Here is a 22,458-nt window from a genome sequence, read left to right as displayed (position 1 = left end):
CTCACTAGTCTCCCTTATGAAAGTCCCTCGCTCACCGTCCCCTTAAAGTAAGTCCCAATCCACGTATGCTCTTCCCCAAAATAGCACTAGGAAGGTTAATAAATTCCGAGAGTATAAGGAAAGCCGGGCAAAGTACGCCCGGCCCTTGTCTGTGCATTAGAGCATCATCTTATATGGAAGGTGCTTCATTGCATGGTCAAGTGGATTGGAGCGCAAGGCGCGAGAGATTCGGAACACTCTAAAATCGTGTGTTCCCGAATCTCCGCTGACTCACGATGCGACACTAGAGTCCTGCGGGAAGCAGGAGATCGGTAAGACCCCGCAACGCTCGCTTACCACTCCCCAGCAGAAAGCAAGCGCTCTGGATCGGAAACGCTCACCGTCCGGATGACCAGAATGTTATACGTCTGATCTTTTAAGGAAAAAACCTCTAGTCTTAGCTCAAGACTAGAGGTTCAATTTTACTATTTTTTTCTTATCGTTATACGTATGTTTCGCCCAATGAACAACACGTATGACTTTTCGCTTTTCATGACTCCAATAAATCACGGTTTTTGATTGTTCATTATAAAACAGCATATGCTTATCCTGGGCTTTAATGTCGATGGCTTGCGGGGAATGATACATTGTCTGCTCCTCAGTATCAATATTAATATAGACAAGCTGATCCGCCTGCCCACTGATCATATTAAGCCCATGAATGACAAGTTCATTCTTATAGCTATAAAGTTTATGAGGTGCAATATTCAGCTCTAACTCTTTTATCAAGCACCCTTCAATGTCACACTCGATAATCTTTCCCCTATTTCCCTCCTCAAGATAGCTTAAGGAAATAAAAAGACGATGCTTATGACAAAGAATACCCGTTGGAAACATATTCTTCCCTAAGGAAATCACTTCTTTTTTCTTATGATTTATCTTATAAATGACCGCTTCATCTTCATCTACAAAATAACTCGTGATATAAAACGTGTTCCCAATACACTCCATATCCCACAAAAATCCATCAATCGCCCATTGTTCTATGAACCGCAATGTTCTTTTACAAAACAGGTAAATGTATCCTTTATCGTCCGTTCCTTCACATGCAACAATCATTAACTCTTCATTTTCGTATAAAGTGGGCTTGCCGTTCACTAAAAATTTCTTTAACAAATCCCCTTTTTGATTAAAAATGTAAATATGAGTCAACTTCTCCAAAGAAGAATGATTTTCAGTAAACCAATAATTTCCCAACTGATCAATTAATAATTGATCAAAATCAAATTGGCTGTATACTAATTTATATAAAGGATGATGTAAATCATTTAATAAAACCGATTGAGATTGAAAGGAACTTTTGATGTCATCAATGGTGTGAACCTCAGAATGATTTAAGCTAATAGTCTCAGATCGCCGATATTGATTCTCCATTTGGACAAAATCTCCTTTACTCTAATTTATTTTGTGGGAAATTAGGTATATTTTTCACTGGAATTATTAACATCCGCACTTAAATGATTTAAAATGATAGAAAGCACTTATAATAGTTTCCTTTAGACATATCATATCAGATAACCAAGGCCTTTTTTATTGGGAAAATGTCAGACTGATACCCCTTAATATTAAGGGGCATGAATCGCTTTTTCCCAATTTGGAAAGAAGGGAATTTATGATCGGAAATAGAATAAGATACTATAGAAAATTACGGGGACATACCCTTGAGACACTCTCAGAAGGGATTTGTTCTGTCTCCTACTTGAGCAAAATTGAGCATGGAGATAAGTCAAGTGAAGAAATCATCTCCTTTTTATGTGAGAGATTAGGCATAAGTTATCATGATGTTGATAATTCAGCAGAAGCAGAAAGAATTAATTTATTGCTCAATCAGTGGTATAAGGCCATATTAGATTATGAGGATAAAGAACGCATTGACGAAAAGCGCCATTTGATCAAAGAAACACTGGACAGCTCGCAAATTGAGGAACCGTTGATTTACCTTAAATATGATCTTTTTAATCTTCGTTTCCAATATTTCCTTAATGATATGACCGAAGCTGAAAATACCATGAAATACATAAGTAAATTTAAGGATATTTTTAATGAAGAGTTGAATTATTACTACCTTCAATTTTCTGGTATTTATTATAACTTTATCAATGATTTTAATAAAGCTAATGAATGTTTTAAAGCAGCCGAAAAAGCATTATTGAAGATTCCTCACAACGAAATGGAAGAGGCCCAATTATATTATCAGATGTCTAACCTGTATGTTCGATTCTCCCAAGCTACTGAATCTATTAAATACGCTGAAAAAGCACTAGATAAATTTAATCGTGATTATAATCTGACACGAATTGCCGATTGTCAGGTTCTACTCGGTATCGGAAATCGTTTAACCAAGAATTTAAACAAGGCTGAACACCATTACGAGCAAGCCTTAAAATTTGTGGAGCTCTTAGAAGATCCCCAACGTCTTGGCATCATCCATCATAACCTTGGCCATGTTAAATCTCAAAGAGGATCATCAAAAGATGCTATCAAGCATTATTTGCAAGCACTAAAGCATACACAAAATGAGTCAAAGGCGATGACGCATTACCTTCTGGCTCTGGAGTATTATAAATTGAATAGGATAGAAGAAGCCTTGGCTCAAATAAAAATTGGTCTTCCTCTGTCAGAGAAATTAATTGATAAAGAGTATTACTATTCACTATTGGTCTTGCGTCACAAAGCGACCAACACAAAGGATCGGAATTACGAGCTACTCATTAAAAATGAAATCATTCCTTATTTCAATAGAATTCAAAAGTGGGACCAAGTGACGAGCTTCGCCGAGGAATTGGCTGAGCACTTTTATGCCAATAAATCCTATAAAAAATCCAGCGAAATGTTTCGCATTGCCAATGATGCTTTGAAAAAAACCAACTAACTAGAGGAGAGAGAATTATGAAAAAGTGCCTGTTACTCGTGTTAAGCACTCTATTTTGTAGTTTCTCTTTAGCAAACCTAAACTGTATAAATGATAATAAGGATAAGCCACCTCCCATAGGGACACCTGTATTCACTCCGTGTCTAATAATGCACAATGCCTATTAAAAAACATATTCAAAACCAATCGTGGGCTGCTTTTGAACGGGATGAATGCCATGATATACAGCTTGCCTTTCTTAGCCTGTTATGATATATATTTTATTGTATGCTTTCTTGAAATTTAGCATCATTTACGTATAATCACTTCAAAAAGAATCTATACCATTTTTTATAAAGATATGGATTTATTCCGTTTACTTAAGAAAGGGGATTTTCAAGTTATGGCATTTGTCATCACTTCACCATGTAAGGATGAAAAAGCAGCTGAATGCGTCGAAACCTGCCCTGTTGATTGTATTGTAGAAGGTGACGATATGTTCTATATCGATCCAGATATTTGCATTGACTGCGGTGCTTGTGAAGCTGTATGTCCTGTTGAAGCTATTTATCCTGAAGAGGAAGTTCCAGAGGACGAAGAAAAATACATTCAGCTTAATCGTGACTTTTTCAAATAATAGATGCCCCAACAATTCACTTCCTTCACATTGCAAGGCTTGACAGCCAGTGAAGATATACATTCTGATAGTATAAAAAAAGGATCAGTATCTCATTCGATTACTGATCCTTTTCTATTTACCTTCTTTAAGTTTAATGCGTTATCTTATCCGCCTGGGTTACTTTTGATTGGCGCTGTTCCTCATATGCAGTCATCAAGCCTAATCCAAGAGTAATCAGGAAGGTAAATACCGCCCCAAGAATCAGCCCTCCACCAAATATATAAGCGCTTTCACTAGGGAGTAAAAAGGCTAACACAATTCCCAAGACTAATTCTATAAGACAGACAAGATTTAATAATTTAACCATCTTTATCACCCCGAATAGGATTTGTCAAGATCAGATGATGCTGTCGTCACTTTTTATTCACATTATATTCATCCTTTGTTCACATTTTAACCCTTTTTAGCCAAAAAATCAAGTAAATGTGTCAAAATTGTGTCGCCAATGGTGTTAAAGCATGTAGAAGAGGTGAGGTCCTCCCCTCTTAAAACGTTCCGCTTCCCCCTTCATCAGGAAAACTTGGCTTGCACCACTTCGCTAGTACTCCTGATGTGATTTTACAAATCACACACTTAGGGTGCCCGCAAGCCTCAGGTAGCGAAGGTCAAAGCCCGCCTTATACTCTCTTCCTATGCGCGGCAGCGAAGGTATACATTCTGAAACTACTAAGAAAAACCGGGCGAAGAGTATGCCCGGTCCTTGTGAGTAAAAGGTTATGAACATAACCGCTCGTAGCAGTGCCTTTTATTATTTTGAGCATGCTTTTGTCAAAATGGACTCATCCTTTATTGCTTTAAAGAAGAGCTCTTGTTCACCGCACTCTTTGTTATAGTGTTCAGACCATGATTTGGAAACTTCACCCGCTATTAATCAGCGCTAAGGATTGGTTCAACAAAAATCGCTCCCCCGGCATACGGCGAAGTGAACAGCCAGAAACACAAATCAATAGCCAAGCTTGCGGAGCCGCATTTAAAGAAACCTTTTTCAGTTTTTTCTATGAAAAAGGCGTATTAAAGGAGTAATCATTTAATATGCTTTGTCCATACACGAACAGAGCCCCTAGAGCCCCAGCTAAAAGGATATAAGCGATAAACACAATAAGTTTTGTACGGAGGGTTGAATGGTAATATTTATTAATCCGATCTTGTTGCTTTCTCAGTTGCTGAATAACATGGTCCTGCTCTGCAACTTGCATGGAAATATCCTCTGTCCCTTGAATTGCCTCTATAATTTGAAAGAGCAGCTGGTTCATCTGCAGCTGGATCAAATACTTCTCCCTAAGCAACCTGGATTTATCCTGTAAGAAAGGGATGTACCATTTTTTCATCCTGCTAAGCTTATCCTGAATCAACGCTTGATCTTCGCTAATTTGCCTTGTAAGAAATCCCTTCATCACGTGATTAACCATCGGGCCTTCTTCATCCGTATAATATTGATAGAATAAATCTTTTCCTAATTCCTTTATTTTTTCAATGAGCACTCGCCTTGCTTCCGCTTGAAGATCAATGGTTTTCATCATGTAATCCTCGCGAATACGTCGCCACCAAGAAAAAAAACCGAAAATAATAATAAAAATGAGAATAACAGACGGAAAGAAATAGGCAAATACAAGCACACCAACAAGTCCCAATAACCACATATGCGGGGACAATACGGCAACGACACGCCCGCCATCCAATGGGGAAATTGGAAACAGGTTAAACAAATTAAGCATTGCACCGAGCATGATGACTAATGCCCAAATTAACTGACCTGTAAAATGGTAGAGAATGATGGCAGGTACAACGGAAATCAGACCAGCCAATGGACCGCCATAGGCTAAATAGGCTTCTGTTGCAGCATCCTTAGGCTGTTCCTTCATTCCAATTAAAGCCCCCATGAAGGGAATAAATACGGCTGGACTGGTTTTAATTCCTTTTTGCTTTGCGGCAACAAGATGCCCCATTTCATGTATAAATAACAGGTAAATAAGAACGACTCCGAACTTCCACCCAAAGAATACCGCATACGCTCCTAGGGAAATCAGTAAACTGATGATCATCCCGCCAAACTTTGAGAACTTTAAAAGTGCAATCAGCCATTTTAGCTTTGATAAAATGAGCAGTCCGGATGCAACAATGAGCCCCCGACCTGTATTGTTTTTTCGCTCAGCCATATTAAAAAACTCCTATAATTGGTGATGATTGATGCATGATGATAAAAACCGTTGGATTAGATTAACGTGCCATCAAGATGTTCAATAATGTTTTGTTCTATAAGCTCCCATTGTCCATCACGATGGGCGAGTTTAGTGACACTGCAATTATCGATCACTATTTTGGAGCGTTCGTATGTTGCCCCCATACTGCTGCTTATCAGTGTTTTAATAAAACCCCCATGTGAAACAACCAACAGGCGCTCTCCTCTGTAACGTGCTTCCAAGCGATCAAGGACTCCTGCCGCCCTTTGCGTTAATCTTTCTAGTGTTTCAACCCCATAATCCTCTGATTTTGGAAGCTTTGCTTTCTCCTCGTAGGTTAATCCCGATATTTGTCCATAATCTCGTTCTACAAGGTCTTGATCCGTCACTAATGGTGGTTGTTGCTTATTTCTCTTTTGAATGATGGCTGCCGTTTCAAAAGCCCTTTTTAAAGGACTGGATACAATGACAGAAAAAAATGCATCCTTTAAATACTCGGCCACCTGCTCAGCTTGCTGTAATCCGATTTCATTCAGTTCTATATCTTCTGTTCCTTGAATTCTCCTAAGACGATTCCACTCTGTTTGTCCATGGCGCACGAGCCAAATTTCTGTCTTCACGCAGCAATTCCCCCTCTGAGCTTCTTTATTTAAGACAACCATACGCAGGACTGAAGTGCAAGCCTTTTTTTAGGTATATGCAAATCTTCTTAAAATTGTCCGAGCTGAGTTAAAAAAATGTGGTTCCTTCTTAATATGACCATTCATCGAACAGTCAATGAGCCTCTTATTTAAAGATCGGAGCACAAGGGAAACAACGGATCTGCTTGCCTACTTAAGACTTTTCTTCACTGACAAGCAACTGGTATACTCTTGTATGATGTAAGAAGGAGGAGCTTTTATGAAAATTACTAAAAGGGCAGATCTCATCGTTGATCGGTATGGAAATTATTACTATGCCATTGATCAAAAGGATAGCATGCTACGAATTGTTAATGCATTTATGGACTTAAGCTATAGAAGAAAGCTCGACAAGGATTACATCGAGATGCATTTTGGTGAAAGCGTCGGTAGTCATCCCTTCAAGCTACTTAAAGATCATATCGATATGATTGCCTACGGTAAAAGCCGGTTTAAAATTCTCCCTTTAGAAGATGTTGAAAAACACTTTGATGTCATCTTAGAACCCCTCTATCCACCAGAATAACATAGATAGCCCTGCATAACGGAATGAAAAATCCCCTTGATGACTCCATCATCAAAGGGATGCGTGAATTGGCAATTTGCTTTAGTCTAAAATTTTCACTTTGACAGTACGTCTGCCCCAATGCAAGGCATCATTATGATCGGACATGAAGAGATCGATGTGTTTGCCATGAATGGCTCCGCCTGTATCTCCAGCAACAGCATAGCCATAGCCATCTATATAGAGCTTAGTTCCCAATGGGATGACATCTGGATCAACTGCTACGACCTTGGCATCTGGATTGGTTCGCAAATTAATCCCTGTAGCCGTTGTTCCAGAACACCCCGAGCAAAAAGCCGTATAAGCTGTTGAATTCATATACAGCACTTTTGAATGATTTGCATTTAGTGTGCGACTTGTTGTCTGCACTTGCTGTTTCTTTACATCTACATTTTGAACAGCAGCTTCTTCTGTTTTAGGCGCTTGGGAAGAAGCGGGTTTTGGTGAGTTATACAAGGCTTTGAAGGTATGTTCACCAATGATGCCATCCTGCTTCAAATCATTATTTGCTTGAAAATTTTCTACAGCGCCTTGTGTTTTGTTGCCAAAAATCCCATCGACGTTTCCGCTGTAATAACCTAAATCCTTGAGATCCTCTTGAACGCCTTTTACACGTCCGCCCTTTTCTCCCAAACTAATGAGCTTACCATCAAATTTTAGATAATGCTTTAATTTTTCCTTTGTTTCCGGACCAACAAGGCCATCTACTTTTAGGTGATTATCCTCTTGAAATTGTTTAACGGCCTTCTCAGTCGCAGTTCCAAAATGTCCTGTTGGTCTAGAAAGCTTATAATACCCTTCTTGAGATAATACTTTCTGTAAATTTTTTACGTGTTCGTCCTGGCTGCCTTTATGCAACGTCTCATGACCAAACTGTGCATTCGCAAAGGTAGGCAAAGAGAGCAATGTTCCTGTAATTGTTGTTGCGACAGCTAACTTTTTTGCAACACCTCGATTGAGAGTCATCAAGGTCCCTCCCCCTGAATGAGTAATCTTTAATAACTATTATGTGGGATAACCCAAAGCATGACTTACAGTTTGATTACAAGAAGGCTATTAACATGCTATTTTATTATTTTAATAGGGTTTCTGAAGCTTAACTCTGTAATATTTATGAAATATTTCAGACTTACAGACTGTAACTGGCATTAACTTTACCCAAAACATTAGCCAGACTTCTTTGCTGGGTACTTCTAATGTGATTCCCCAAGTCACGTACCAAGGTGGCATATTTTTCCTAATGAAGAAGGAAATTAAGAAAAACCGGGCGAAAAGCATGCCCGGTCCTTGTCCTTAGTATAGAGCATTATGATATATAAAAGAGGCTTCATTGCCTGGTCAAGTGGATGGGAACGCAAGGCGCGAGATTCGGGACACTCTAAAATCGTGTGTTCCTCGGGCGCCGTTGACTCATGATGCGGATACTAGAGTCCTGCGGGAAGTGGGAGAGCGGTAAGACCTTAGCAGTGCGCAGGCGCGAGGAGGCTTACCACTCCCCCGCGAAAAGCGAGCGACCTGGAGCGGTATCGCGCATCATCCTCATGAACAGAAATTTTATACTTTCTGATCTAAAAAAAAAGAGAGGGAATCCCTCTCCATCATGGAACCATGTTACTCTTCAGTTGTCAGCTTGCCTTCAAGCGCTGCTTTTTTCTTTCTTCCCTTGCGTAAAAGTAAATAGAAAATGATCACGAGTATCAATACAATAAAGCCGATCAGCCAACCCATACTGGAGTGGTCTTTAGGCCTATTCACATCCCATGTTGTTTCCAGCGTATCCATGTCATTTTCACTCACAGGCTGTGCTTTATCAAAAGCAATGACAGAGACGTCCCATGTCCCTGTACTATCTAATGTGATGCTTCCGGTGTAATTCCCCGCACCATTGCTTTTCAAAGTCACCCTCTTTTGCTTATCATCCTTTGTAAGATTAAGCATTACTACAGCCTGATCCATATTTTTCATGGTTCTTTCCGGCTGCTTTTGATCAAATTGACCAACATTGACCGTTACTTTTATGGAGTGGTTAACAGTGAGTGCATTGTGCTTGAGACTAATGATACCAATTTGCGACGCAGCGTTACTCTTTGCATAAATCAAGGTAGATGTCGCAATGCTCACAAACAAAATAGCTAGCACCACGAGTAAAATTCTTAACTTCATCTTTTTCACACCTAACTTCGTGCCTTAACGATTTCGTAAGGTCACAATCATGGAGATAGTTATAAGAATGAAGCCACACAAGGCTAGCATAGGAATGGTGACAAATCCGAACCAGTTAATGTATTCTCCACTGCATGGAATCCCTTGTTTACAAATTCCTGCAAAAGCGTGTACCTTTTGCTCTAAGATATGCACGATTGAAAACAGCCCACCAATAATTGTGATAGGCAACACATAATAGGCAATCTTGCGATCATTACGGAAGCAAGCAATACCTAAAATAATCGTCATGGGGTACATACAGATGCGCTGGAACCAACATAATTCGCAAGGGATGAAGTGAGCAACCTCACTAAAATATAAACTGCCTAATGTCGCTATAAGCGCAACAACCCAGGCAAAATAAAGACTTTTACTCATTCCAACGTTCTCCATTTTCTATTCACCTGCGTTCAAGGCTTGATCAATTTGTTTCTTTAAGTTCTTATAATCGAAGGTGTCCCCTGTAGATAAGACTTTTCCATTTAAAAATAACGTTGGGGTTCCTAAGCCTTGCCCACCCATTGTTATATCTTTCGTAATGTTATCCTCATAGGTATTGTGATCCATATCCCATTGAAGTTTTTTAACGTCTAAGTTGGGGACAGCTTGTTTAGCAATTTTTTTCAATAAGTCCTTCGTGACCCATGCCTTATCCTCAGCGCCTTGGTTCTTATATAAAAGCTGATGAAAATCCCAGAAATGCTCAGGGTAATTGTGATAAATGGATTCCGCTGCCTCCGCAGCTAACCAAGACTCATTTCCGAAAAGGATGTAATTAAAAAAGTAAAATTGCACCTTACCCGTATCAATATAATCCTTTTCCAGCTTCGGAAAAATCGATAACTCAAACTGCTTACAATATGGACATTTATAATCTCCAAATTCAGCAATTTTTACAGGCGCATCCTTCTCACCTAATGACGGTTGATCATTATAGTCAAAGTTTTTATAGCTTGCTTGACCGCTGCTTGCCTTCTCTTGATTGGAGGATTGACTAGTATCCGCAGCATCATTGTGTTTATTGTTGATCACAATACCAACAATGGCAAATACTAAGATTAAGACAAACACAGTCGAGACGATAATCACCCATCTATTCTGATTCTGCTTTTTGGCTGGGCGTTGCTGAGGGCGTTGCTTATTATTTTTTTTCTTATTTTTAGGCATGATACACCTCTTATTCTATAAGTATCGTATCTTTAACCCTTATCATATAAAAACCCGTCCACAATGTACAGAAACTCTCTCGTTATTAAATAAATTGTAATATTTTACTCCTTCATTATTGGGCCTTTCTCGCTTCTTCCAGGCGCATTATTTCATCAATTGTAATAAAGTCATAAGCTTTATACACTTCGGGCAGAAATGCCTTAAGTGCCGCTACTGTATGGGCTGCAGCTCCATCATCGGCCCCCGGAGTGTTGTTAGCATCGTGCAGAACAATGACTGCCCCGTCGTGTATATGAGCATGCAAGCGTTCCGTTAATCGTTCCTTGCCTAAATTCAGCTTCCAATCACCTAATATGGCTGACCATATAACAATCTTAAAAGGACGTGCCGCCCAAAAGGTAAACAGATTGAGCGCTCCCCACGGCGGCCGGTAATAATCCGGCGTCTTCCCTGTAATCTGTTGGATAATCTCAGCGGTTTGCACGCACTGCTGACGCGTTCCAGCTGGGGTTAAAAACCAATTGTTCCTATGCTGATAATGATGAATACCGATAGCATGCCCTTCATTGTGCATGCGTTTAATGATCTCAGGATACCGCTCGGCATTTTCACCCACAACAAAGAAGGTAGCCTGTACATTATAAGTACGCAGCACATCTAGCAATTCTGGCGTATAGCGGGGATCAGGTCCATCATCAAAGGTCAAGGCCACCTTTCCTTTAACCGTTGACTGTTTAAAAAGCCCAATCGCAAAGGTTCTCATAATTACCGTTGGCAAGATAGCATAAAGCAAAAATAGACATAAAATGATGAGGGCGATACACAATATGAAATACAACCCAACCATTTGCTCATCTCTTCCTTAACATGTCAAATTTCTAGTGCATCCCAACCGAAAAACTCACCGATCCGGCGAGTTTCTAAGCATTGCTTGAAAGGGACAGCTTCTTCGCATACTTCTTAAGCATTCTTATAAAACCTTTTTTTGTCGTACTCACTTGATAGATCTCATTCAAATATTCACCCTCCAACGCCCTGTCGTAAAGAAAATCAAACATCACATTGGGATGAAGAATTTGTAAGCTATTAAAATACGTCTCTACAGCACGCTGCCATCTTCTAACCTCGATATCGTTATCAAGAATAGCCGCTATTTGGCCTTCAAAAGAAGCATTGTGGTCAAGCTCATAGACCAAATAATTTTCCTTCAAATACTGCATGTTAACCGCTTCTTGTCCAGGCAAAGCTGAGTGGATAAAGATTGGAAGACCCTTTCGCAAGGCTTCAGTGATTGTCACTCCCCCTGGTTTTGTCATAATGGCATCAGCCTGATCATATAGCTGATTCATTTCTTCTCTCGAGGCTATGTAAGGAAGTGGTGTTAATCTAGGGTCTTGTAGCTCTTTTAAGGACTGATAAAGCTCTTCATTCTTGCCACAAAGAATGATGTAATGATAATCAAGGCTCGGATCTGAGTGTGCTAACAATCCAGTGATATCACCTAAGCCACTAGAGCCACCTGCCACAAGGATGCTTTTTGTACGAGACCTATTTCTATTTCTTTTTTTTACTTTGCTTAAAGATAAAAAGGTCTCATGAATCGGAATCCCTGTGACAAAAATTGTCTCTGGACTTATTCCATACTGTTCAATCATTTGTGTTTTGACCGCTGGCGTCGATACAAAATGATAATCAATCCCTTGCCTTCCCCAAATATCATTAATAAAGTAATCTGTATACACATTAATCACGGGAATATGACAGCGCCCTTTATTTTTCAGCCTACTCATAAGAAGGGATGGAAACCCATGTGTACACACGACCACATCCGGCCTTTCCTCCTGCAATAGCTCCTCCACCTTGTTGAGAAAAAAATGCTCCATCCCTTTGAACGAACAATGCTTATGGGAAGGGGTATAAGCAAAATGCTTATAGGCCCAGTCATATGTATTCGGTGTATGTTTAATCCATTTCAAATAAACCTCTGATACTGCTTTTTCTATGAACTTACTGCTATAGCTGAGTACATCGACTTTGCGGCATTCTATTTTATCTGTTCTTTTTTTTATAATGCCAATTAAAGCATCTGCTACACGATGATGACCAGAAGGCATGTTAAATAAGGGAAGAAATAGAATCTTCATATTCAAGCTCCTTTCCCATACAGTAGTCCAATGCATAAATAAAGCGAAAACCTTGCTTACACTTCAGTTTCTTCTCAGTACTCCCCACTTAGGTGTTCTTCAAAGTGTAAAAAAGCTTTTGCATATATTTACCACACTTTAATATGCTTTAATCAAATACCATTCTCACATTTGATTTATTCTTCTTTCTATATACTATGATGCTATGCCTAATTAGCATGTCCAATTTTCATTTTTAAACTTTTTACAAAAATATACTTACTTTAGCCCAATTATTACCAACAAAAGTATAGCATAATTCTCGCTGCATCGCTCACTTCGCCTAGTACAAACGATTTGCTTGTCATTGCCAATAGATTTACAATATGACATAGCGTGTATGAGGAGGCTTTCATATGAAACCTAATAAGCAATCAGTGCGACACTTTTTTACCAGTCAATACATCATTTTTTCTATTATATTAACAATAAAAGCTGTTTTAATGCACGGGTTCCTCTTTCATGATTTTGATTTTATTAAATCCTTTATTTTAGAAGGATGCTATATTTTATTTTTACTAGGCTTTGTCGAGCTTTTACCCTCACGCGCCAAAAGCTATGGCTATTTTATTGCTGATGCCATTATCACCACTTTATTCGCCAGCATTGTCTTATACGTTGCTTATTTTAACACTGTTCCCACTTATTTTGCCTTGTTTCAGCTCGGACAAGTATCAGCTATAAGTGATAGTGTCTTATCCCTTTTAAATCCATTATACCTTTTGATGTATATCGATATCATCATCTTACTTGTTTTTAAGTTTTCCAAAAAACTCCCTTTTCCTTCTGCACGAATCAATAAAAAAGGACTTAGGATCACCGCTATCCTCTCTCTCGCAGTTGCCATCGCCTTCTTTATTTACTATAAAGGAGTGAGCATTGCTAACCCTGTATTGGCTGCAGGCGATAAGGGGATTTTTAATTATGAGTTGTTAAATATTTACAAAGATCCTACAGCACAGGTCAAACCGTTAAGTGCTAAACTCACAGCTCAGGAGATCAATCAAAAAATTGATCAAATCAAAGGCATAACGATTAAACAACCAAGTGATCGCAACATGTTCGGCGTGGCAAAAGGAAGAAATGTCATTGTGATTCAAATGGAATCCTTTCAGAACTTTCTTCTCAATCTAAAGGTGGACGGTCAAGCAGTCACGCCTAATTTAAATAAGCTTTTAAGCCAAAGTCTCTATTTCCCACATGTCTACCAACAAGTGGGACCAGGCAATACCTCCGATGCGGAATACATGATGAACACTTCCTTGTTTCCACAAGCCTATAGTGCAACATCAATCTCCGAAGGGAATCGCAATTACCCGAGTTTGCCTAAAGTCCTAAAAAAACAAGGCTATAATACAATGACCTTTCACGCAGATGAGCTTAAATTTTGGAACAGAGATGAGCTTTATCCTGCCTTAGGCTTTGACCATTTCTATGAAAAGCCTGTTTATGGAGATAAGGATAACGTTGGTTTAGGTCCATCAGATGATGTTCTTTATAGTAAAGGACTTGATAAGCTCGAAAAAAGTTCAACACCGTTTTACAGCATGTTCATATCCATGTCAAGTCACCATCCCTATAAGATACCTGATGCCAAAAAGGGGCTAAAGCTTCCAAGTCAATATAACCAAGGAAAAATTGTTGGTGATTACCTAGAGGCCCAGCATTACACCGATGCTGCTTTAGGCCGCTTTATTCAAAAGCTTAAGGATAAAGGCATTTGGGATCATTCCATTATTCTTTTTTATGGGGATCATTTCGGATTAGACCAGCACATGTTTAATAACCAAGATCGTGCACTATTAAAAAATCTACTTGGTCATTCCTATACAGAAGCCGATCGTTATAACATTCCTTTTATCCTATCAATTCCAGGTGTCACTCACGGTGAGGTTAACACTGTGACAGGAGGACAGCTCGATTTCCTTCCCACCCTTACCAATTTACTTGGTATTAATATCGAAAACCAATTGGTCCACTTCGGACAGGACCTCTTAAATACGACTCACAATACCATCGGCATGCGTTACTACATGCCACAAGGTTCCTTCATCAACTCGTCCATACTGTTCGCACCAACAAGAAATTTCAGTGATGGGACAGCACTTGACTTAAAGACAAAACGAGCCGTATCACATAATGCTATGCAACAATATAAATCAGACTACGACCAAGTCATTGCCTTAGAAAAGCTTTCTGATGCTTATGTGATGTCCTTACCACACGAAATCAAGTCATCCGAGAAGCCTTAATGGGGAGTGCTATAACGAAGATTTATACTTTCTGTATAGTGCCAAAAAGCTAAGGAATCCGTATAGTTACGGATTCCTTCTTTTTGAGAGCCTGTTATAAATAGTCTCTCATCATTAAACCGGTTCAAAGGTTTTACAATCTGTTTCTTCTTGATCAGCAGCTTTTTTACCCGTATGACTGACAACGTAAATAGCCTCAGCACTACACTTATTGCCTTTTTCCCAATATTTACAATTATTAACTTCACACAATACATCTTTAGCCATTAACAAACCACTCCTTTGGTCATCATGTATTGCATTTATATATCCTGTACCAAATCGAGTGATTTCATTCAAGCTCCACGTTTCTACTCGTTCACCACTTTATGACATATACCATGTAGCCGACACTAATAAGAATAAAAATACCCACAAAAAATAGACCTAATGTTGAATTTTTCATCCTTAAACATCCTTTTTCTATGTATCCCCCAAGAATACAACAGTCATTCAATATTACGTCTATCATACATTAATTTTATTGTAAGTGACAACCTAGCTGTGAATATGATTAATAATGATGGAAGAAACGCTTTTGATATACAATGATTAATGAATCCAGCTCGCGACTTTGTTGCACCGTTTCATTATTTTTGAGCCCTCTTAGTTTGGCCACTTCAAGCATTTCTCTTCGTTTCTCTGTAATGGACTTCATCAAATCACTTCTGTCCAGTTCTCTAATGTCTATCATTACCCTACCCCTCTATTCTTTCATTTTAACTCAACCTCAATTATTATGAATAGAGTCGATTAAAAATGCAATCGTTTTGACAAAACTAGTGGGCAACTTACATGGACTTAGCTATTTCGACAAAGCGTTTTGTTAGAGGGGCTTACCAAATCACTATGGGCGTTCAAATAATGAGAGAGCCAAGCGTTTCGGCTTGGCCCACAATCTGCCTTAATGATCATGCGCTTCATCAATAATTTCTTTACGCATGCCCTCGATGGCCTCTTCCCGACGATGATTCTTTGCTTCTACAGCTTGCCGATCACGGCCAGCAATATCACCACTTTGAAGAGTTTCTTCTGCCGCTTCAATATTTTCAATTGTATTTTGAATGTGCTCCTGCAATTTTTCTACATTATCACTCCGATCATCGGGCTTCGGAGTATGATCATGTTTCATTTGGATTACGCCTCCTTTAACGGTAAAATGTAATGGATTCTATTCTATTGTGGATTCAAAGCCTAAACTATATGCATTTCTGCCTTACTTTTAATTCCATAAAAGTCGTGAATATGCTCGACAATAAATTGGACATCACTAGAGTTAAGATCAAAATAAAGAGGCAATCGGAGCAAGCGTTCACTCTCCTTAGTCGTAAAACGGTCCTCACCATGAAATCGTCCAAATTGCCTCCCCGCCAAGGCACTATGTAAAGGGTTATAATGAAAGGCAGCTGCAATACCGCGTTGCTTTAAAAAAGCAATCATCGTTTTTCTTTCCTCTTCATCCTTCACCTTAATGTAAAACATATGAGCATTATGCTCGCATAACTCAGGAATAGTCGGCAATTCTAATATTCCTTTTTCCTTTAAGGTAAGAAGGCCTCTATAGTAATGCTTCCACAGATTCATCCGCTTTTGATGTATGCGTTCAATCCCTTCAAGCTGCGCATAAAGGAAGGCAGCATTGAGCTCACTAGGTAAAAAAGATGAGCCGATATCCACCCATGAATACTTATCGACAGAACCATTCAAAAAGCGCTTGCGATTTGTACCTTTTTCCCGAATAATCTCTGCGCGTTCCAGCAGTGTTGGATCATTGATAAGCAGAGCCCCTCCTTCTCCACTTGTCACATTCTTCGTCTCATGAAAGCTATAGCAGCCCAGATGACCAATTGTTCCTAAGGACTTCCCCATGTAAGTGCTCATGACACCTTGGGCAGCATCTTCAATGACAAATAACTTATAGCGATCAGCAAGACCCATTAACCGGGACATATCACAGGAAACGCCAGCATAATGGACCGCAATAATTGCCTTCGTCTTTTCGTTAATCGCTGCCTCCACAGCTTCAGGATCCATATTCATCGTTTCAGGGCAGATATCGACGAATACTAACTGTGCTCCTCGTAAAGCAAAGGCATTAGCTGTAGATGAGAAGGTATACGAAGGCAGAATCACCTCGTCTCCCTCCTTTAGCTCCATCAGTACAGCACACATTTCTAAGGCGTGGGTACAGGAGGGGGTTAACAACACATGGGGGCAGCCTGTTTGTTCAGAAAGCCATTTTTGACAAAGAAATGTAAAGCGCCCGTCCCCACAGATTTGGCGGCTATTAATCGCTTCACTAACGTAGAGGGCTTCACGCCCAGTGACTGCTGGTCGATTAAATGGAATCAAAGCGATGCACCTTCTTTTTGTTTTTTTAAGCCCCTTGGCTAGAAATCGCAATGCCTAGAATGACACAGGCAAGGCCAATCCCTTTTTGCCAAGTAAGAGCTTCATGAAATAACACAATGGACAAGATGAACACAGCGAGAAAGGACAGACTCATAAAAGGATAAGCATAGCTCAGTTCAAACTTCGTCATTGCCGCCATCCAAAATAGAGAGGCCAGGAACGCAGCGGCTAAGCCCGAAAAAACAAAGGGGTCCATGATCATTTTAAAAAGGATAAATAGCTTCTCCAGTAGTCCTGGAGGCAACGTATCAACCCGATTCATTCGCCACTTAAGGACGAGCTGGCCATAGACAGTAAAGGCAATGGTGCCAAGAATATAGATATAACCCACAGCATTCTCTCCTTATAATTGTGCTGGTCGGTATTTATGATAAATATCAACAGGATGCTTAAAAGAAAAACCTAGCTGCCGATAGACGTTAACTATGGCTAAATTTGCAGCGGATACAGAGCTTTTAATCTCTTGATACCCCTCACTAAACAGCATTTGGCAGGCTGCGCTCCATAAGTATTTTCCAAGACCCTGCCCTTGAAACGCTTGCCCTATAGCATGAAGAAGAATCTGATTTTCCCTATAAGCAAAAAAGCCAACAGATATATCTTCAAACTTTAAAGTGAGTACCCGGCCTTCTGCGGCAAGAGATTGTAGCCAATTTGCATAACGGATATCACCCTTTTCAGGATCAAGATTAAAATCCCTGTGGAAACGATCATATTTAAAAGTATCAAGACAAAATTGAACTAAATGATCAGTGGTTTGCGCATGCATCACCGACACACGACTATCAAAGATTGGCTGAAAGGCATCCGAGCGGCAAATCGGCTCAATTAAAGTGTCACAGTAGTAAAAGCCATACCGATGTAAGAGCTTTTTGGACACGAGTGGATGAACCCTTACTGTAAAATGTCCTGTAAGCTGCTCTGTCCTTTTTAAATTTTCCTCGGTGGGCCGTATGAGCTCATACGTTGGCAGGCCATACACCTGTCGATCCCAAGGCGTTTCTTTAAAATCCTCCACAGCTCTAGCTCCTTATCCCTTCTTCTTTTCATGCGTGGTCAGCAAGGGCTCATAGCCTTGATCAAATCCAATTTTCGTTCGAACAACATATAACGGACGATCTTTTGTCTCATCAAAAATTTTGCCAATATAAAGACCAATAATACCTAAATTGGCAAAAGTGAGCCCTCCCAAAAAATACAGCGATACCATCACACTTGTCCAACCTGCAACGGGCTGGTACAAAAAGAAATACTTATAGATTAAAAACAGACCGTAAATCAATGAAAATAGCGCAATGCCAAAGCCGAACGTAATCGAGAGACGAAGCGGCTTATTTGACTGCGAAACAATGCTATCAATCGCAAGGTTGATGAGCTTCGACCAATTATAGCTTGATTTTCCTTCTCCACGGGCTGCATGTTTCACATCAATCACCGTCCACTTAAACCCCAACCATTTTAAAAACAAAGGGTAGGAACGGCTTTTTTCTCTTAACAAACAAAGCTGGTCGACGACAGAACGTGAGCAAATACTAAAATTAGCAATGGAAGCGTCCGTAGTGCCTTCTGTAAAATAATCATAGACTTTATAAAAGAGCTTAGATTGCATACGCTTAAGCCACGTATCCTTACGCTTAGCTCGGCGAGCAAAAACGATATCGTAGCCTTCCTGCGCTTTATAATACAAAGATTTAATTTCTTCAGGCTGATCTTGGAGATCACAATCCATGACCACAACCCAGTCCCCTGTCGAATAATCCAAGCCAGCAGTGATTGCGGAATGCTGACCAAAATTTCGAGACAACGCAATCCCCTTCACCCGAGCATCCTTCTTCGCCAGCGCCTGGATCGTCTGCCACGATGGATCAGGACTTTCATCATTCACCATAATAATTTCAAAGGAGGGACTAATGGCTTCTACAGCTTGTTTGATACGAGTATAAAGTTCTTTAAGACACCCGTCACACCCGTAAACAGGGGTGACTACTGATATGGTTGGATTCATGCATTCTCCATCCTCTATCCCTAGACTTCTTTCTTATTTCGCATTCTCTATCCACTCACGCCGACTCTCATGTTCCTCCCAATATTGTTGGACATGCTGCCTTTTAGCGATATCAAGAAGATAGCTTCCATATTCATTCTTAAAACGACCAGCATGGCGCAGGAGGTCCTTCTTGCTCATCGTTTTCATATAATAGGAAATTTCCTCCAAACACCCCACCTTGAAGCCTTGCCGCATCTCAATATGCCGAATGAATTCAGAGGCCTCATTCAGAGCTTCATGAGTACCAACATCCATCCAGACATAGCCACGTCCAAGCAACTCCACATTCAAACGATTTTGCTGTAAGTACAAAGCATTTAGATCCGTGATCTCCAATTCACCACGTTCTGATTTCTTTAATTGTCGCGCCAGATCAACCACGTTATGATCATAAAAATACAATCCAGTAATCGCAAAGTCTGATTTTGGTTCGACCGGCTTTTCTTCAATCGAAAGCACTCTTTTTTGATCATCAAACTCCACAACACCAAATCGCCTGGGGTCCTTAACACGATGACCAAAGACGGTCGCCCCTTTTAATTGTCGTTTGACACGGCGCAGTAACGGTGTAAAGCCCGGGCCATAAAAAATATTATCTCCTAATATTAAAGCCACTTGATCGCCAGCAATAAATGATTCACCAATAAGGAAGGCTTCAGCGATACCATTAGGCTTCTCCTGAACCGCATATTGAAGACGGATGCCATAAGCACTACCATCACCCAACAGTGTTTGAAAGCGCTCGAGATCCTGCGGCGTTGTAATAATTAAAATGTCACGAATATCAGCTAGCATCAAAACCGAGAGCGGATAATAGATCATTGGTTTCTGGTAAACAGGCAATAAATGCTTATTATTTACCAATGTTAAGGGGTACAGCCGTGTGCCTTTACCGCCAGCTAAAATAATCCCTTTCATGCAGTTCACCCTTTCCATTTTTCTAGAGTGTGCAGAAGGAAAGTAAATTATCCACATAAAGGTAACTTATCCTAAATTGGGCATGGTTCCTGTCCTTTAGCGCCAAGTTCAATGTAAAGCATCAAGAAGCACCGCCCGAAAATATCTTTATTCCTTCTATGAACCATTAAAACTTTTCTAAATAAAGCCTTAATAACTTTACCCACCCTTTAATATAAATAGGACAAGGAGAGTAGCTTGGAAGGAGACATTATCTATGAATACTATTCAAGCCTTTATATTAGGACTCTTACAAGGAATCACTGAATTCTTACCGATATCTAGTACAGGGCATCTCTATCTTGGACGCCATTTATTCGGGTTAGATGAAGCTGGCCTTTTTTTGGACACAATGCTCCACTTTGGGACGCTCATCGCTATTCTAGTTTTTTACAAGGAAGAGATCCTCATGATTTTGCGACGTCCCTTTTGTCGCCTCTCTTTACTCTTAATTGTTGGAACCATTCCAGCAGTTGTCTTCGGTCTTCTATTTAAGGATTTCTTTGACACACTTTCAAAGTCTGGCGTCACGATCGGTTGGGAGTTCTTGATTACAGGAGGAATGATGTGGTTTGCAGAAACGTTAAAACCCGGACGAAAAAAGATGAACGAGCTTACCGTCACTGATGCGCTATTCATTGGTTGCTTCCAGGCCAGTGCCATTTTCCCAGCTATTTCACGCTCTGGGTCAACCATTGTCGCCAGTCTTATTCGCAAGCTGGATAGAGAAACCGCTGCTTATTTTTCTTTTCTCCTATCCACACCTGCTATCGCCGGGGCCGTTGCTCTACAGTGCAAGGATCTCTTTGAAGGAACTGCACAGCAAATCAGCCTACCCTCGCTGCTTATCGCTACCCTAACCTCTGCCTTTTTTGGCTATTTAGCGATTCGCTGGATGATCGGCTTTGTCAAAAAGCAATCCCTAAAGTTATTTGCCGTCTATGTCTGGGCACTCGGTATCATCATCCTCGTTGCCCAATGGACAGGACGCTTTTAATAGACAAAGACCCATTAAGAAAAACCGAGCGAAAAGCTTGCCCGGTCCTTATTAAAACACGGAATAAGATTTTAATCCCAAAAAGCAGGGTCAGCAACCCAGTTGATCGGAATGGAAGGCGCTCTGGCTCCTTCGGGAACAGGGCCAGCGTTACTTCAGAATACACTTCGAGTTTTTCCGAGAAAGCTGACTTCGAAGCCATACTTGTAGACTCAGGAACAGGGGTCTTTATTCATAAATACTTAGAATACCATTCATCCATTCCAAAATAAGCTGAGGCCACTCAGGACGATCGACTAAAAACGTCACGTCCTGTGACAACGCCGACCCTACCCACATCGTGTGAGCATGAGGAAAGCGAGTGCTCTGGAGTGGAGATCCACACCGTTCTGCTGACCAAAAATTTTATCCTTTCTGATCTCTTAAAAACAACAGGGCCACCCTAATCAAGGGCTGCCCTGTCTTTTATCAATTCAAAAGCCAGTAAATCCGCCAAAAAGCCGGTTGGTGAGGAAGGAGGAAATTCTTGTCATCCAATCAAAGTAAAGAAAAACCCCCATAAAAATCATTAACCCACCACCGATCTTCATGAATGCGACATTATACTTTTTCACCCAAGCTAAGTGACCAATGAAAAAAGCTAAGATAAAAAAAGGGACTGCAAAGCCACTGGCATAAACGAGAATATATAAGAAGCCCTGAGCAGGTGCAGTCGATGCCAAAGTAAACACAGCCGCCAAAATCGGTCCTGTACAAGGCGTCCAGCCAGCTGCAAAGCCCATGCCAATCAATACTGTTCCTAAAAATCCCGCTGGACGATTGGTAAAATGAATGCGCCTATCCTTCATCACAAAAGAAGGCTTGAATACTCCTAGAATAATTAAGCCAAAGACAACGATTAAAATCGCTCCAATTTGACGGATCGCATCATCATAACGATTAAGAAACGATCCTACTAATGTGGCTGACCATCCGATCGCAGCAAACACAATAAAAAAACCAATCAGAAAGAGTAATGTATGGAGCAATGCACGTTTTTTGAGCATCCCATTGTTTGTCTTTAACTCATTCACCGATACTCCCGTTATGTAGGAAAGAAAGCCGGGATATAAGGGAAGCGTGCATGGAGAAACGAAAGAGAGTATGCCCGCTCCAAATGCCAAAAAGATATTGATATCTGCCACTCGCGCTCTCCCCCAACA

General features: G+C 40.3%; 24 protein-coding genes. 5 read left to right on the top strand and 19 right to left on the bottom strand.

Features of this window, described 5'->3' with window-relative positions; translation table 11 throughout:
* Window positions 1-447: 447 nt before the first annotated feature.
* Window positions 448-1,413 (bottom strand): hypothetical protein, encoded by a 966-nt coding sequence (locus IEW82_RS05440; protein WP_188690397.1) that lies wholly within the window; start codon window positions 1,411-1,413, stop codon window positions 448-450.
* 238 nt (window positions 1,414-1,651) lie between these two features.
* Here IEW82_RS05440 and IEW82_RS05435 point away from each other — a divergent pair, with 238 nt between their 5' ends.
* Together IEW82_RS05435 and IEW82_RS05430 are read left to right on the top strand one after the other, a co-directional pair.
* Entirely contained in the window at window positions 1,652-2,911 is a 1,260-nt protein-coding gene (locus IEW82_RS05435) for a helix-turn-helix domain-containing protein (RefSeq protein WP_188690391.1), read from the top strand.
* A gap of 382 nt (window positions 2,912-3,293) precedes the next feature.
* Entirely contained in the window at window positions 3,294-3,527 is a 234-nt protein-coding gene (locus IEW82_RS05430) for a ferredoxin family protein (protein WP_188690386.1), read from the top strand.
* Window positions 3,528-3,660: 133 nt separating this feature from the next.
* On the opposite strand, the gene IEW82_RS05425 is transcribed toward IEW82_RS05430, so the two are convergent.
* The 3 genes from IEW82_RS05425 to IEW82_RS05415 form a co-directional block, all read right to left on the bottom strand.
* Entirely contained in the window at window positions 3,661-3,876 is a 216-nt protein-coding gene (locus tag IEW82_RS05425; RefSeq protein WP_188690382.1) for a hypothetical protein, read from the bottom strand.
* 688 nt (window positions 3,877-4,564) lie between these two features.
* Window positions 4,565-5,725 (bottom strand): site-2 protease family protein, encoded by a 1,161-nt coding sequence (locus IEW82_RS05420; RefSeq protein WP_188690379.1) that lies wholly within the window; start codon window positions 5,723-5,725, stop codon window positions 4,565-4,567.
* A 56-nt stretch (window positions 5,726-5,781) separates the two neighbouring features.
* A complete protein-coding gene (locus tag IEW82_RS05415) occupies window positions 5,782-6,369 on the bottom strand; it encodes a histidine phosphatase family protein (RefSeq protein WP_188690376.1) in 588 nt (195 codons plus the stop codon).
* A gap of 280 nt (window positions 6,370-6,649) precedes the next feature.
* Between IEW82_RS05415 and IEW82_RS05410 the strand changes: the two genes are divergently transcribed.
* Window positions 6,650-6,955 (top strand): hypothetical protein, encoded by a 306-nt coding sequence (locus IEW82_RS05410; RefSeq protein ID WP_188690374.1) that lies wholly within the window; start codon window positions 6,650-6,652, stop codon window positions 6,953-6,955.
* Between the two features lie 81 nt (window positions 6,956-7,036).
* On the opposite strand, the gene IEW82_RS05405 is transcribed toward IEW82_RS05410, so the two are convergent.
* The 6 genes from IEW82_RS05405 to IEW82_RS05380 form a co-directional block, all read right to left on the bottom strand.
* Window positions 7,037-7,960 (bottom strand): peptidoglycan-binding protein, encoded by a 924-nt coding sequence (locus tag IEW82_RS05405; RefSeq protein ID WP_188690371.1) that lies wholly within the window; start codon window positions 7,958-7,960, stop codon window positions 7,037-7,039.
* Window positions 7,961-8,605: 645 nt separating this feature from the next.
* The gene (locus tag IEW82_RS05400) at window positions 8,606-9,157 is read right to left on the bottom strand and encodes a hypothetical protein (protein WP_188690359.1); all 552 of its coding nucleotides are present in this window, start codon (window positions 9,155-9,157) and stop codon (window positions 8,606-8,608) included.
* 24 nt (window positions 9,158-9,181) lie between these two features.
* Window positions 9,182-9,577 carry a disulfide oxidoreductase gene (locus tag IEW82_RS05395; protein WP_188690356.1) on the bottom strand — a complete coding sequence of 132 codons (396 nt, stop codon included), beginning with the start codon at window positions 9,575-9,577 and terminating at the stop codon, window positions 9,182-9,184.
* An 18-nt stretch (window positions 9,578-9,595) separates the two neighbouring features.
* Window positions 9,596-10,366, bottom strand: a complete 771-nt coding sequence (locus tag IEW82_RS05390; protein WP_188690353.1) for a DsbA family protein — start codon at window positions 10,364-10,366, stop codon at window positions 9,596-9,598.
* Between the two features lie 115 nt (window positions 10,367-10,481).
* A complete protein-coding gene (locus IEW82_RS05385) occupies window positions 10,482-11,216 on the bottom strand; it encodes a polysaccharide deacetylase family protein (protein WP_188690350.1) in 735 nt (244 codons plus the stop codon).
* Window positions 11,217-11,289: 73 nt separating this feature from the next.
* Window positions 11,290-12,513 carry an MGDG synthase family glycosyltransferase gene (locus IEW82_RS05380; protein WP_188690347.1) on the bottom strand — a complete coding sequence of 408 codons (1,224 nt, stop codon included), beginning with the start codon at window positions 12,511-12,513 and terminating at the stop codon, window positions 11,290-11,292.
* A 395-nt stretch (window positions 12,514-12,908) separates the two neighbouring features.
* Between IEW82_RS05380 and IEW82_RS05375 the strand changes: the two genes are divergently transcribed.
* Entirely contained in the window at window positions 12,909-14,804 is a 1,896-nt protein-coding gene (locus IEW82_RS05375; RefSeq protein WP_188690344.1) for an LTA synthase family protein, read from the top strand.
* Between the two features lie 114 nt (window positions 14,805-14,918).
* Here the strand turns inward: IEW82_RS05375 and IEW82_RS05370 are convergent, their stop codons facing one another.
* The 8 genes from IEW82_RS05370 to rfbA all read right to left on the bottom strand — a co-directional run bounded on the left by IEW82_RS05370 (window position 14,919) and on the right by rfbA (window position 20,220).
* The gene (locus IEW82_RS05370; RefSeq protein WP_188690341.1) at window positions 14,919-15,071 is read right to left on the bottom strand and encodes a DUF1540 domain-containing protein; all 153 of its coding nucleotides are present in this window, start codon (window positions 15,069-15,071) and stop codon (window positions 14,919-14,921) included.
* Window positions 15,072-15,357: 286 nt separating this feature from the next.
* Entirely contained in the window at window positions 15,358-15,537 is a 180-nt protein-coding gene (locus tag IEW82_RS05365; RefSeq protein ID WP_229672349.1) for an aspartyl-phosphate phosphatase Spo0E family protein, read from the bottom strand.
* A gap of 210 nt (window positions 15,538-15,747) precedes the next feature.
* Entirely contained in the window at window positions 15,748-15,975 is a 228-nt protein-coding gene (gene tlp / locus IEW82_RS05360) for a small acid-soluble spore protein Tlp (RefSeq protein ID WP_188690338.1), read from the bottom strand.
* 62 nt (window positions 15,976-16,037) lie between these two features.
* Window positions 16,038-17,195 carry a dTDP-4-amino-4,6-dideoxygalactose transaminase gene (gene rffA, locus IEW82_RS05355; RefSeq protein ID WP_188690335.1) on the bottom strand — a complete coding sequence of 386 codons (1,158 nt, stop codon included), beginning with the start codon at window positions 17,193-17,195 and terminating at the stop codon, window positions 16,038-16,040.
* Window positions 17,196-17,220: 25 nt separating this feature from the next.
* The gene (locus IEW82_RS05350; RefSeq protein WP_188690332.1) at window positions 17,221-17,586 is read right to left on the bottom strand and encodes an EamA family transporter; all 366 of its coding nucleotides are present in this window, start codon (window positions 17,584-17,586) and stop codon (window positions 17,221-17,223) included.
* Window positions 17,587-17,598: 12 nt separating this feature from the next.
* Complete coding sequence (locus tag IEW82_RS05345; RefSeq protein ID WP_188690329.1) at window positions 17,599-18,273, bottom strand: GNAT family N-acetyltransferase; 675 nt, start codon at window positions 18,271-18,273, stop codon at window positions 17,599-17,601.
* Window positions 18,274-18,285: 12 nt separating this feature from the next.
* Entirely contained in the window at window positions 18,286-19,260 is a 975-nt protein-coding gene (locus IEW82_RS05340) for a glycosyltransferase family 2 protein (protein ID WP_188690326.1), read from the bottom strand.
* A 33-nt stretch (window positions 19,261-19,293) separates the two neighbouring features.
* Window positions 19,294-20,220 (bottom strand): glucose-1-phosphate thymidylyltransferase RfbA, encoded by a 927-nt coding sequence (rfbA, locus tag IEW82_RS05335; protein ID WP_188690323.1) that lies wholly within the window; start codon window positions 20,218-20,220, stop codon window positions 19,294-19,296.
* Window positions 20,221-20,476: 256 nt separating this feature from the next.
* Here rfbA and IEW82_RS05330 point away from each other — a divergent pair, with 256 nt between their 5' ends.
* Entirely contained in the window at window positions 20,477-21,256 is a 780-nt protein-coding gene (locus IEW82_RS05330) for an undecaprenyl-diphosphate phosphatase (RefSeq protein WP_188690320.1), read from the top strand.
* A 473-nt stretch (window positions 21,257-21,729) separates the two neighbouring features.
* Here the strand turns inward: IEW82_RS05330 and IEW82_RS05325 are convergent, their stop codons facing one another.
* Window positions 21,730-22,440, bottom strand: a complete 711-nt coding sequence (locus IEW82_RS05325; protein ID WP_188690316.1) for a cytochrome c biogenesis CcdA family protein — start codon at window positions 22,438-22,440, stop codon at window positions 21,730-21,732.
* Window positions 22,441-22,458: the final 18 nt, after the last annotated feature.

The organism is Pullulanibacillus camelliae (assembly GCF_014642655.1).
Taxonomy (GTDB): domain Bacteria; phylum Bacillota; class Bacilli; order Bacillales; family Sporolactobacillaceae; genus Pullulanibacillus; species Pullulanibacillus camelliae.
The sequence above is the reverse complement of the archived record's forward strand: the minus strand, read 5'-3'. Positions and strand labels throughout refer to the sequence as shown.

Excerpts from the sequence above, each read along its gene's own strand:
- IEW82_RS05435 (WP_188690391.1), top strand. The coding sequence starts at position 1,652 with ATGATCGGAAATAGAATAAGATACTATAGAAAATTACGGGGACATACC.
- IEW82_RS05340 (WP_188690326.1), bottom strand. The coding sequence starts at position 19,260 with ATGAATCCAACCATATCAGTAGTCACCCCTGTTTACGGGTGTGACGGG.
- IEW82_RS05365 (WP_229672349.1), bottom strand. The coding sequence starts at position 15,537 with ATGATAGACATTAGAGAACTGGACAGAAGTGATTTGATGAAGTCCATT.
- IEW82_RS05370 (WP_188690341.1), bottom strand. The coding sequence starts at position 15,071 with ATGGCTAAAGATGTATTGTGTGAAGTTAATAATTGTAAATATTGGGAA.
- IEW82_RS05430 (WP_188690386.1), top strand. The coding sequence starts at position 3,294 with ATGGCATTTGTCATCACTTCACCATGTAAGGATGAAAAAGCAGCTGAA.
- IEW82_RS05405 (WP_188690371.1), bottom strand. The coding sequence starts at position 7,960 with ATGACTCTCAATCGAGGTGTTGCAAAAAAGTTAGCTGTCGCAACAACA.
- IEW82_RS05395 (WP_188690356.1), bottom strand. The coding sequence starts at position 9,577 with ATGAGTAAAAGTCTTTATTTTGCCTGGGTTGTTGCGCTTATAGCGACA.
- IEW82_RS05440 (WP_188690397.1), bottom strand. The coding sequence starts at position 1,413 with ATGGAGAATCAATATCGGCGATCTGAGACTATTAGCTTAAATCATTCT.
- IEW82_RS05385 (WP_188690350.1), bottom strand. The coding sequence starts at position 11,216 with ATGGTTGGGTTGTATTTCATATTGTGTATCGCCCTCATCATTTTATGT.
- IEW82_RS05410 (WP_188690374.1), top strand. The coding sequence starts at position 6,650 with ATGAAAATTACTAAAAGGGCAGATCTCATCGTTGATCGGTATGGAAAT.
- IEW82_RS05425 (WP_188690382.1), bottom strand. The coding sequence starts at position 3,876 with ATGGTTAAATTATTAAATCTTGTCTGTCTTATAGAATTAGTCTTGGGA.
- IEW82_RS05400 (WP_188690359.1), bottom strand. The coding sequence starts at position 9,157 with ATGAAGTTAAGAATTTTACTCGTGGTGCTAGCTATTTTGTTTGTGAGC.
- IEW82_RS05380 (WP_188690347.1), bottom strand. The coding sequence starts at position 12,513 with ATGAAGATTCTATTTCTTCCCTTATTTAACATGCCTTCTGGTCATCAT.
- rfbA (WP_188690323.1), bottom strand. The coding sequence starts at position 20,220 with ATGAAAGGGATTATTTTAGCTGGCGGTAAAGGCACACGGCTGTACCCC.
- IEW82_RS05390 (WP_188690353.1), bottom strand. The coding sequence starts at position 10,366 with ATGCCTAAAAATAAGAAAAAAAATAATAAGCAACGCCCTCAGCAACGC.
- IEW82_RS05420 (WP_188690379.1), bottom strand. The coding sequence starts at position 5,725 with ATGGCTGAGCGAAAAAACAATACAGGTCGGGGGCTCATTGTTGCATCC.
- IEW82_RS05330 (WP_188690320.1), top strand. The coding sequence starts at position 20,477 with ATGAATACTATTCAAGCCTTTATATTAGGACTCTTACAAGGAATCACT.
- IEW82_RS05375 (WP_188690344.1), top strand. The coding sequence starts at position 12,909 with ATGAAACCTAATAAGCAATCAGTGCGACACTTTTTTACCAGTCAATAC.
- tlp (WP_188690338.1), bottom strand. The coding sequence starts at position 15,975 with ATGAAACATGATCATACTCCGAAGCCCGATGATCGGAGTGATAATGTA.